At 68.5% G+C, this 10,748-nt stretch carries 7 protein-coding genes and 2 pseudogenes; 1 reads left to right on the top strand and 8 read right to left on the bottom strand.

From position 1 onward, the window contains the following. Nucleotides 1-27: 27 nt before the first annotated feature. The 5 genes and pseudogenes from ACIP82_RS17950 to ACIP82_RS17930 form a co-directional block, all read right to left on the bottom strand. On the bottom strand, nt 28-1,101 hold the full coding sequence (locus ACIP82_RS17950) for a hypothetical protein (RefSeq protein ID WP_400654239.1): 1,074 nt from the start codon (nt 1,099-1,101) through the stop codon (nt 28-30). Further along, a complete protein-coding gene (locus ACIP82_RS17945; RefSeq protein WP_400654237.1) occupies nt 1,098-2,000 on the bottom strand; it encodes a hypothetical protein in 903 nt (300 codons plus the stop codon). Before ACIP82_RS17945 ends, ACIP82_RS17950 begins: the two co-directional genes overlap by 4 nt. Beyond that, on the bottom strand, nt 1,997-2,929 hold the full coding sequence (locus tag ACIP82_RS17940; RefSeq protein ID WP_400654235.1) for a hypothetical protein: 933 nt from the start codon (nt 2,927-2,929) through the stop codon (nt 1,997-1,999). The genes ACIP82_RS17945 and ACIP82_RS17940 overlap by 4 nt, the downstream gene beginning before the upstream one ends. Nucleotides 2,930-2,981: 52 nt before the next feature. After that, the gene (locus tag ACIP82_RS17935; RefSeq protein ID WP_400654234.1) at nt 2,982-3,794 is read right to left on the bottom strand and encodes a hypothetical protein; all 813 of its coding nucleotides are present in this window, start codon (nt 3,792-3,794) and stop codon (nt 2,982-2,984) included. 446 nt (nt 3,795-4,240) lie between these two features. Further along, nucleotides 4,241-4,396: pseudogene (locus ACIP82_RS17930) on the bottom strand (LLM class flavin-dependent oxidoreductase); the annotation flags it as partial. Nucleotides 4,397-4,593: 197 nt separating this feature from the next. On the opposite strand from ACIP82_RS17930, the pseudogene ACIP82_RS17925 reads away from it, so the two are divergent. Further along, nucleotides 4,594-5,499 (top strand): annotated as a pseudogene (locus ACIP82_RS17925) (LLM class flavin-dependent oxidoreductase); the annotation flags it as partial. A gap of 111 nt (nt 5,500-5,610) precedes the next feature. On the opposite strand, the gene ACIP82_RS17920 reads toward ACIP82_RS17925, so the two are convergent. From ACIP82_RS17920 to ACIP82_RS17910, 3 genes are all read right to left on the bottom strand, one after another. After that, nucleotides 5,611-6,603: a hypothetical protein gene (locus tag ACIP82_RS17920; protein WP_400654232.1), complete on the bottom strand. Its 993-nt coding sequence runs from the start codon at nt 6,601-6,603 to the stop codon at nt 5,611-5,613. A 321-nt stretch (nt 6,604-6,924) separates the two neighbouring features. Continuing rightward, entirely contained in the window at nt 6,925-8,175 is a 1,251-nt protein-coding gene (locus tag ACIP82_RS17915; protein WP_400654231.1) for a hypothetical protein, read from the bottom strand. 351 nt (nt 8,176-8,526) lie between these two features. Beyond that, the gene (locus ACIP82_RS17910) at nt 8,527-10,719 is read right to left on the bottom strand and encodes an ATP-dependent nuclease (protein WP_400654229.1); all 2,193 of its coding nucleotides are present in this window, start codon (nt 10,717-10,719) and stop codon (nt 8,527-8,529) included. Nucleotides 10,720-10,748: the final 29 nt, after the last annotated feature.

Below are 10,748 nucleotides of genomic sequence, written 5' to 3'. Positions count from 1 at the left end.
CCCGGTCGCACGGTGGCGGCCGGTCCGTCAGCCCAGCAGGTCGGACTGGAGGGTGACGACCTGGCGGAAGGCGGCCTCGGGAACGCCGTCCGTGGGGTTGGTCATCACGACGATGCCGACCACGTCCCCGGCGTTCAGGTAGGCCAGGTAGCCGTTGGTCCGGGACTTGGTGGTGATCACCGGACTCTCCCGGATGGTGCGGTCCACCCCGGAGACGTCGTCCCAGCCCTGGGCGGAGCCGGTCTTGAGACCCGGCAGGTCCTTCCACTCGCCGTTGGAACGCAGGTCGGCGAAGACGTCCCAGGCCTCGGGCGAGGAGCCGAAGCGGAGCAGCCGGATCTGGGTGCGGGTGCCGTCGGAGGCGGTCCACTCCCGGACGGTGGCCGCCCGGCAGGCATCCTGCAGCAGCAGGGCCCGCGTCCTGGCCGGGTCCAGCTGGTCCGCGGCGGCGGCGTCGCAGGCGACCCAGTCGGCGACGGCCGGACCGGCGGACGGTGCCGCCGTGGTGGCGGTGCCCCCGGCCGACGGGCTCGCGCTCGGGGCCGCCGTCCCGGAAGGACTCGCCGACGGGCTCGCGGTCGCATCCGCGCCCGCGCTCGAACCCGCGCTCGCGGTCGGAGTCGGGAAGACCACCGGCGCCAGGGAGCCACCGGCCTCCTTGGGGACGGGCAGGAGCAGATGGCGCAGGTCGGCGGCGTGCCGGCCCTTGCTCTCCTTGGCACTGGGCGCGGCCTTGCCGGACGGCAGCGGCGGCAGGGCCAGCGCCGGGAAGGTGTACCGGCCGTCGCTCTCGGTCGCCAGCCCCGGGAGGTCGGTGCGGTCCGGCGCGGTGACGGCCGCCGCGGCGCCGGTACCGGCGAGGGCCAGCACCAGGACGGCCGCGCTCCAGCGCAGCGCCGCCTTGCGCCGGCGGGTACGACGGGCCGCGCGCTCCTCGGGCGTCTCCGCCGGCGGAGGCGGCAGGAGTGGCGCCTCCGGGGCGCTCCAGACGTTCACCTCGGCAGCCGGGGGCGCGACCGGGGCAGGCGGTACGACCGGCGCGACCGGGGGCGCGTCGGCGGGAGTGGCCGCGTTGTCGTGGGGGGTGGCGCTGTCGGTCATGCGGACGCTCCCGGGCTGGCGAGGCGGTCGAGCTGCTGGACGAAGAGGGCGACGATCCTGTCCTTGGGCAGCGGTGCCACGCCCTCGGCGCTCATGACCACCAGGAGGTCGCCCTCGGCGGCCGAGCACTCCAGGTTGTCGATCGGCGCGGACGGCGGAGCGGGCATCAGGTAGCAGTGCGCCTCGGGGTGGCCGGGGATCTGCGGGCCGATGCGGAAGAGACCGGTGTCGCCCGTGAAGACGGCGGTGTACTCGTTCAGCTTCTGCACCTCCTGCTGGTTGAACTGGCGCAGCTTCATCCCGATGACGAGGTCGTCCGCCGTGTTCTTGTAGGTGCGCACGCCGGTGGCCTTGACGTGCAGGCTCTCCCAGTACGCGCGCAGCTTGTCGCGCTTCTCCTTGGGGATCTGCTGGAGGTCGTCGTCCAGCTCGGCGGAGAGCACGTCCGCGCCCAGCTCGACGTCGTTGCCGTAGCCGCCCTCGTCCGGGCCGAGTTCGTAGCCGGCCGGGACGGGCAGCAGCAGGTCGCGCAGCGAACCGAAGTGGTTGCCGTTGGACTTGGCGCCGAAGGGGGTGGGCGTGGCGGTCGGGGCGGGGGCGGTGGTCGGCCCGGCGACGACGACGGGAGCCGGGTCGTCGTACTGGGTCTTGATGATGCCGATGCCGATGCCCACACCGACCAGGGCGGCCGCCACCGTCGCGCCGGTGGCGCGGAGCAGCCGTCGGCGGGCCGGGGAGGGGACGGCCGTCTCGGGGGCGGCGGCCTCGGGAGTGACGGCCTCGGGAGTGACGGCCTCGGCGGCGGGCGCGTCCACGACGGGCGGTGCCGGCTCGACGGCGGCGGTCGGCTCGACGGTCGGCACGGGGGCCGCGGCCCCGGTCACGGTGCTGTCGCTCATACCAGCCGCTCCCACTGCTGCTTGGCGATGTCCTTCACGACATCGGGGTTCACCGGCTTCGTGCCGAAGACCTCGACGTCCATCACCACGGTTCCGCGCTGCGCGAGCGCGGACCCGTAGTAGAACTGCTCGGTGGTCTCGGCCCAGTACTCGGCCTGGGTGTCGACCTGGTAGCCGCCGTTGGCGCCCTCCGCGAACGGCGTGAGGTGGTAACCGGCCGCACGGGACTTCGCCTCGGCGGCGCGGTCCGCCGCGTACTGGATCAGGGTGACCCGGACCTTCAGGTCGTCCTTCTTCCAGTCGACCTCGACGGCCCGCCGGAAGTCCTTGGAGTTCAGCGCCTTGAAGAGCGAGGCCGAACTGCCGCTGTGGCCGGCCAGTTCGCCGACGGTGATCCAGCTGGGCCGGTCCGGGTAGTCGGCCCAGGCCGTGCTGCCGTCCGGAGCCGTCATCAGCAGCTTCCGCAGGTCGCCGTCGATGGCCAGCGCCTTCGGCGCCTCCGCGGCGACGGCCGCCGGGTCCACCGCCTCGGCCGGGTAGGAGGGCAGCGCGACCTGGATCGGCGGCAGCGGGGTCGGCGGGCGGTTCGCCTGGATCGCGTACCCGACGGCACCGCCGACCACCGTGCCGAGCAGCAGGGCGGACACCAGCAGCAGCACCGGCCGGGGACGGCGCGGGGCGCGCACCGGCGGGACCGCGTCGGCGGGCAGGGCGGCGCCGCCGGGCAGGGCGGCGTCCGGGGCCGCGTCCTGGGCCGTGTCAGGGGCGACGGCCTCAGGGGCGACGGCCTCGGGCAGCGGCGGGACGGCCGGCACTACAGGCGGGGCGGGCGGCACGGCGGGCACCCCGGGCGCGGCCGGGGGCGGTACAGGCGGAACGGCCGCCGGAGGCGCGTCGGCGGGCGACGGCTCCACGGATTCGGTGGTCACGAAGTGGCTCCAGAAAGGAAGGAAAGGTGACGTCGACGACGGGCGGCGGGGTTCAGCCGCCGGAGGACAGCCACTCGCGCTGGCGCTTCATCAGCTCGCTCAGCAGTGCCTTGTCCGGAGTGCCCTTCACTTCGACGTCGATCGTGTACTGGACGTCGCCCTGGCTGGAGATGCCGGTCATCGAGCCGGTGTACGCCTGCTGCTTGGGCTTGTGCACATAGCCGTGGGCGTTGGGATCGCCGTCGATGTCGATCGAGTCCTGCTTCATCGTGTAGCCCTTGGCGAAGTCGCCCGCCTCCCGGGTGGAACCGAAGTGCAGCAGGGTGACGGTGACTTCGGCCTTCCCGTCGGCCGTGCGGTACATCCGGCTGGCGGCGTCCTTGTACCCGTACGAGCCCAGGATCCGCATGATGCCGTCCTGGTTGCCGAACATCTCCGAGACCTCGTCGTCGGTCAGGGTCGCACCGTCGACCGGCCCGTACGACTCGCCACCGTCCGGGATCGGGAGCAGGAAGTAGCGCAGATCGCCCTCGTGCTTGCCGCCGTTGACGCTGCCCTTGACGGTGCTCGTCGGCTTGGGCGCGGGCGGGACGGCCGGTACCTCGGTCGGCACGGCGGACGCGGTGGCGGACGCACTCGGGCTCGGCGAGGCGGTCGGTGACACGCCCGCGGCCGCCGTGCCGGTCGGTCCGGCCACGACGGCCGGCCGGGACTCCGGCTTCCCGACGGCCACGGTGACGGCCGCGCTGGTCGCCGTGACGGCGAGCAGGCCGGCCGTGGCGAGGGCCACGCCGACGGCGCGCGGCAGCCTGCGCGCGGGCGCGGCGACGGGTTCGGCGGCAGGCACGGGCTCGGTGGTAGGCACGGGCTCGGCGGTAGCGGGCTCGACGGCAGGCGCGGGCTCGACGGCCGCAGGCTCAGTGGCGGGCTCGACAGCGGTCTTGGCGAGATCGGGCACGGGCGCGGGCACGGCACCGTTCACCGGATCTGCGGCGGGCGGCACGTTTTCGGGCGCGGACAAGGAACTCCCCCCGGGGAAAGTGGAATATCGCGCACGGGCCCCTCGCGAGCCACCCCCCGTGGCTCTCCAGGCCGACCGTCACGCGTCTCACCTGCAATTATGAGAGCCGGTCCACACCTCTGCCAACAAAATGAATCACCACACTCCCGCCCAATGATCAATCAAACGGACACGTCGTGATCTAACCGCAACGGGCCGCCGCGCCGGATCGGGGCCGCGGTTCGGGAGCCGCCGCGTCCGACCGGCCCGACGGCCCTGCCGAGCGCGCCGAACACACCGACCGCGTCCCGTCAGCCCAACTGCGCCAGGCCCTCGGTGGCGATCCGCTCGAAGACGGCCAGGTCACTCGCGAAGATCGAGTCCGGCACCGGCCAGTGGATCACCAACTCCGTGATGCCCAACTCCTGGTACGTGCCCGCCCAGTCGACGAACGCACCCAGGGACTCCGGCGACTGGATCTTCGCCCCCAGCCAGAACTGACCCTCCACCGACGCCCTGGCCTGAACGTGGATGACGCGCTACCGAGGGGCGAAGGGCTCAAGGTGTACAGCTTCAGGGAGCTGTACGAGATGGAGTCGGATGGCGATCTCGTTGCTCGGCGCTCAGCTCGGCCCCGTGACCGACGGGACGCGGCGTCTTCCGCCCAGTTAGGGTCGATGACATGCGTCTCAGCACAGTGATCCTCCCCATCCACCGGTGGAGCGAGGGACAGAAGATCTGGCGGCGGGCCGAGGAACTCGGCTTCCACGCCGCGTACACCTACGACCACCTGTCCTGGCGATCCTTCCGCGACGCGCCGTGGTTCGGATCGATCCCGACGCTGACCGCAGCGGCCACCGCGACCGAGCGTCTGCGGCTTGGGACGCTCGTAACATCGCCGAACTTCCGCCATCCCGTGACGCTGGCGAAGGAGCTGATCACGCTGGACGACGTGTCCGGCGGGCGGTTCACGCTGGGGATCGGGGCTGGCGGGACGGGCTTCGACGCGACGGCGCTGGGGCAGGAGGCGTGGTCACCGAAGGAGCGGGCGGACCGGTTCGGGGAGTTCCTGCCGCTGCTGGACGAACTGCTGCGCAGCGACGCCACGACGCGCGAGGGCGCGTACTACTCGGCGGTCGAGGCGCGGAACATCCCCGGCTGCGTGCAGACTCCCCGGGTGCCGTTCTACGTGGCAGCGGCCGGCCCGCGCGGGCTGAAGCTGGCCGCCGAGTACGGGCAGGGCTGGGTGACGTACGGCGACCCGAAAGGTCCGGCGGACGTGCCGGTGGAGCAGGCGCCCGGCGTGATCGCGCAGCAGATCGGGAAGCTGACGGCGGCCTGCGAGGCCGTCGGCCGGGACGTGGCCGCGATGGAGAAGGTGCTGCTCCAGGGCTCGACCGCGGAGAAGCCGCTGCAATCCGTGGACGCCTTCGTCGACTGGGCGGGCACCTACCGGGAGCTGGGCGTCACCGAGCTGGTGATCCACTGGCCTGTCCCCGACTCGATCTTCGAGAACGACCTCGCCGTCTTCGAGAAGATCGCCACCGAGGGCCTCGCCCAGCTGGATTGATCACGGATTCTGCTGCTGACCACGCCGAGCGCTCCACGTGGTTCGTGCCGCCGGCCCACGCGGAGCAACCAGTCCGCCAGCGGCCTATTGGACGCTGGCGGACAAACGACATCAGCTGTCGCGACCCCGGGTGACCACAAGCTCCGTTCCCTCGAGTACCGCGCCAACGGGCGACTTGGCCCACTTGGCGAGAAGGTCCGCCTGTTGCTCGACCTTGTCCAGCAGACTGGTGAGCTGGGCCGCCTCCGGCGATACAGCCAGTTCGCAGCGAATCGCCACGACGCCAGTCGCGCTGCTGCACTCCTCGTCGTCGGGGTCGTCAGGTTCCCAGCGGGCGATCTCGATCTCCCAGGACTTGGCGTCCTCGTCACCCGGCTCCGGCGCGAAGATCGACAGGTAGTAGCCGTCCGAGTCGTACGGCTCCGAGAAGATACTGAGGGGAGCGTAATCCAGCGTGGCCTGCTCGCTGGAGCACCGAGAGTAAGCCGTGACCAGCACGCGCAGATTCGCGACGGCCTGCTTGCGTTCCTTCGACGAGATGTCCGTTTCGAGGCGATCCAACCGCTCCCGAACCTCACGGCTCAGCACCTGCATGCCGCCGTCATACGCCACGAATGGATAGCCGAATTCCCAGTCCCGTCGGCTCTCCGACGCAGGCACGGGGATTGCCTCCGAGTACTCCGCCAACGCATCACGCAGCCCGCGCGCCTCCGTCGCCAGCTCCGCATCGATCGCGGTCAGGACAGGCGGGGGAACAACCGCCAGCGCGTCGTCCAAGTCGGCCAGCGCCTGGTGGAGTTGCAGGCAGATGTACTCGTACCACAGGCTGTGCGAGCCACTCAGGAGATCGGCGCGCGAGTCCCGGTTGGTAAGCGCTGCGAGGTGCGTTCGCGGGTAGCGGTTCACGCCGCGATCGCGGTGATCCCGAACACTCACAGGAACGGTGACCAGAGCTGAGATCCGGTTGAGCGCTTCGACGATCGGCGCCGCGAGAGCGGGGGCGCTCAGACTCGTCACGGTGGACGACATAACCCCGCCCGGCCCCTGATAGGTCGCCAGAATCTGTGTCTTCCCACGGTTCGCATGCTGGGAGTAAATGGTCATGATGGCACCTTCCGACCACCGCACTGATGGCAGCCCGCTGGTCACGTGAGTGATGGGGAGGAAGGCGGTGGCGAGGGTACTTTCCGACGCTCCGTGCCGTGAAGAAATCAGCGGTGGTCCAGGCGCTCTCCCGGACTCCTTGCCGCTCTCACCCTAACGCACTCATCATGAATGCCTGCCAGGTTTCCGAACTCTACTGAAGCGCCTACAGCTTCACCCAACAGACGGCTTTCGACCCCATCACCATCGAGGATGCAGGTGGGGCCCGAATCCGCCGGCCTCCAGCAGCGACCGGCCCGCCGGCGCATCTGTGCTGGCGCCTCAGCCTTCCCTGTCGCGTTCCCCGCCGTCCCCTCGCCGACGGAGCACTCGCTCGGCGATCCCGCTTGAGAGCTTGCCCGTCACCGACCTGGCCCGGTCGAGGGTCTCGATGCCGAGGCGCCTGGCGGCACCAACGCCCTCTGCTCCCGTCTCGAACACCTTGTCCCTCGCCTCCGCGGCCGCGTCCACCCATCGTCTCGCGCCCAATGACTGTCGACCGCGCTCGATCCCGAGCCGCCCGTGAAAGTCAACGACGGCGATCGCGACATGGCTGCTCGAATGCACCACGGCCGGGGACGCGGTTGGGTGCAGCAGCACCTTCGTATTGGCCGTGCCGACAGCCGCATCCACGCGGGCCATCAGGCGCTCGGTGCTCCGTGAGATGAGCTCCATCCGGTTCTGTCGGGCAGCCCGGAGCGCGAGGCGATGCAGGTCCAGCTCGTCCGGAGACGCACCCAGCACGCGGTCGAGTTCGAGCACGGCGATCGCGTCGTGCAGTTGAAAGCAACGAGCTAGAACGGCGAGCCACTCCCGAACTGTGAACTCGGCGTCCTTGGACGCCCTGACGAGGTCACCGATCTTGGTCTTGTGCTCCATTTTCTCGGCGAGCGCGTCGAGTTGCCGCAACGCGTAGGCCTGGGTTCGCGCGATTGTCATCGACGTGGCCTGCACCTTCGACCACGTGACCTCGGAGACCCGGCCCACCTGCTCTCGGATGGTCATGGCCTCCTCGATGACGAACCCCGCTCCGATCATGTCCGCCAGCACCGCGTCCTTCTGGGCGCAGAGCACGTCGTCGACCTTCTCGTCGATCGCTGCGAGATAGTCGGTGATCTCGTTCATGGTCTGCTGCATCGCAAGCTGAGCCATGAGTCCCGCAGCACCTGCCAGAAGTGCCGGGTTGGTCAGAAGCGATCCGGGAGTCCTCACCAATTCGAGGATTCCCTTGATCTTGCCGTTCTCTGTCACCACGGCACGGCTGACACCCGCATGCGAACCCTTCATCAGCCCGTGGTTCTTGAGGGCTTGCGCGGACTGCTCAGTCAACTTCACCCAGCGACCCGAGTTCGCGGCAATCTCGGAACCTGCCTGCGCGGCTCCAGCCACGGCACCGAGGGTTGGCCCGAGCCTTGGCAACCCGAGGTCCTTCGACGGCAGTCCTTCGGAGACGAGGAAGCGCTCGACAGCCGTCGGACTTCCGATGACCGCCAGGCCGTCGCCGTCGCTGATCAGCTGAATATCGTCATCCATCGTCGGCTCCTGAAGTAGCTCTTCGCAGTTGAGGGCGTGGGCGGTGTGCGCGGCGGTGGCCGGGTAGGGTCGAGGTCCTCCGATGATGGAAGTCCTCACACTGCCCATCCGGAAGACGTCGACGTGCCTGACGCTACCTTCGTCCGCCCTGACCTGACCACGCTCTCTCGCCTCGATGAGCTCGGCTCGGAGGTGACCGGGCAGCGTGCGGAGCCGGATCAAGCGGTTCACTGGGCTGGGTTGGCTCCCGCGCCTACCGGCGGCAGTCCAATGGCAAGGTCGGACCGCTGCTACCTGAACTCAGAGGTAGCAGCGGTCCGACACACAGACAGCCCTTCGGGTGAAGACAGCTCAGATGGCGGGAGCAGGTTCCGATGCTTCTGTCGTGGCTTGCCGGGGAACCTCAACCGCTGCTGGCTGCAGCAACGATGTACCAAAGAATGCCTCAAAAACGAGGTCGAACTCGCAAATAGCCGATTCCTTGAAGACCGGCAGACCGCGAATGGCATCGGCGGTGGTGTAGCGCTCACAGAACGCGCGGGCCCGGTCGTTCTTGTTGTTCGACTCGCTGGCCTGGAGCTCGGGATAGTACGCCTCGATCGCCCCGCGCTCCCAGACATAGATGCCTTCGCGGCGAAGGTTCTTCAGCAGCTCCAGCTTCATCTTCTTCAGCTCCGGGTCCTCGGCTTCTTCGAGGATCCGCCGTGCGGCGCTGGAAGTGGAACGGGCGAAGAACGCCTTCACCGCTGCGTCGAGTTCCTCGAAGTCACACAGCCCCTGGGCGTGCTCCTCGCTCTTGAGCTGTGCGCGCTCCCACAGGGCACGTGCGCTACCGCTCTTGCTGAGGCTCTTTAGAGTACTGGCGGACGCCTTGACGTCCTCGTCCTTCACCAGTTCATTGACCTTGGTGACGACCCGCTCACGCAGTTTGCAGCACTCGGCACTCGCTCCCAGTTTGTCGAACCCGTCAAGAATTGCGTCCAGGTCCGCGATGACCGCGACCCTCATCTCAAAGCGCTGGAAGAAGCCGCGGTACCGCTCGATACTGCCTTTACCTTCGACCTTGGCGATCGCAGCGCCGTGCTTGTCGAAGTCCCACTGCGGTTCGAGGGTGCGCGCGATATGAGGGATGACGGTGCGGTCACTCGGACCCTCCACGAGGAGCACTGAGCTGGCGAAGAACGCCGCCTCGTTGTTCTCGTGCGTGATGATTTCGAACTGGTCGCGAGCGCCCATGTCTGACAGATCGATCACGCAGGTCCGGCTGGCCGGGGGGTCCAGCGTGTGGTCCTTGACCACCTTCACGAACGTGCCCGTCGCCCCGGGCGCGCAGAAGGCCGGCGAATGTGTGCTGACCAGAACGTCGTTGTAGTCGGAGAACACTGTCAGGGCTTCGAAGAGCTTGCGCTGCGCCTGCGGATGCAGAAAAACCTCGGGTTCCTCGAACAGCAGCAGGCAGGGCTGCCGGGCACCGTCAGGCTGAGTCGGTTTCGCGGTCTTCATGTCCACGTAGGCGCGCAGGATGGCGAAGGCCACTGACCGACGCAGGCCGTCCCCCTTGGTCTTGAACGGGCCGCTGATGCCGTCGTCGACGGCGATCTGCGCCTCCTCAAGCAGGCTGCGCAGGCGCGGCGGGGGGATCTCCAGGCGAACGCTCGCGCGCGGAAAGGACTCCTGCAGGTTGCGCTGGATCAGCGATTCGATCTTGCGTACCTCCTCCAGCCGACCGTCCGACTCGCTTCCGTCCTTCCCCGGCACGACGTTCAGCTGCCTGCGAAGCAGATCGAAGGATTCTTCCAGCTGCGGCAGTTGATGCTCGATGTCATCGAACAGGATGGACAGGAGGCGTCCGAACGTTGCCGTCGAGCTGGTCTTGAGATCGTCGTTGAGTTCCTTCACGGCGGGGATGTAGATCGGCTCCGGCAGCAGGGGAGCAACCGACTTGTCCAGGCCGGTCATCAGTGCGTCGTCGCCCGTGGTGTACTCGTCCTCCTTGAGTGCGGCGACGCATTCGACCCATTCCCTCCTCACAGCAGCCCGGTTGATCTTGCCGGACAGCCTGTCGAAGATCTCGGGATAGGTGTGCCGAACGTTCGCCGCAAGCTCCTCCGTAGAGATCTTGGGCTTGAGCACCTCCTCCAAGACCGCCTTGTGGAAGCGCTGGTCGCTCGGTACCTTCTGAACCACCCGCATCTGGCCTTTGCCCGGCCCGTTGTACGTCCGCGCCAGGGTCAGACGTCCGTCCTCAACCACCGGTTCGATGCGTGAACGGTGACTCTCTTCGAGGCGTTGCAGGTCTGCCGCGCCGATGCCGGCGAAGATGAGCTGGATGCGAATGGGCTGTGCCGGGTTCAAGAAGTCGGTATCGACCGCAGACCCCGAACGCAGGAACATGTTGAGCGCTTGGAACACCGAGGACTTCCCCGCGTTGTTCTCGCCGATGAGGCAACCAAATCGGGAAAACGACATGTCCACGTGGCTCAGACCGCGGAAGTTGTCGATCATGATGTGTTCGAGGCGCATGTTGCTCCAGAGGATGATCAAGCCCGAGCAAACATCGTAGTGGCCCACAT

The organism is Kitasatospora sp. NPDC088548, from assembly GCF_044753005.1.
GTDB lineage: Bacteria > Actinomycetota > Actinomycetes > Streptomycetales > Streptomycetaceae > Kitasatospora.
This window is presented reverse-complemented; position numbering and strand designations above follow the sequence as displayed.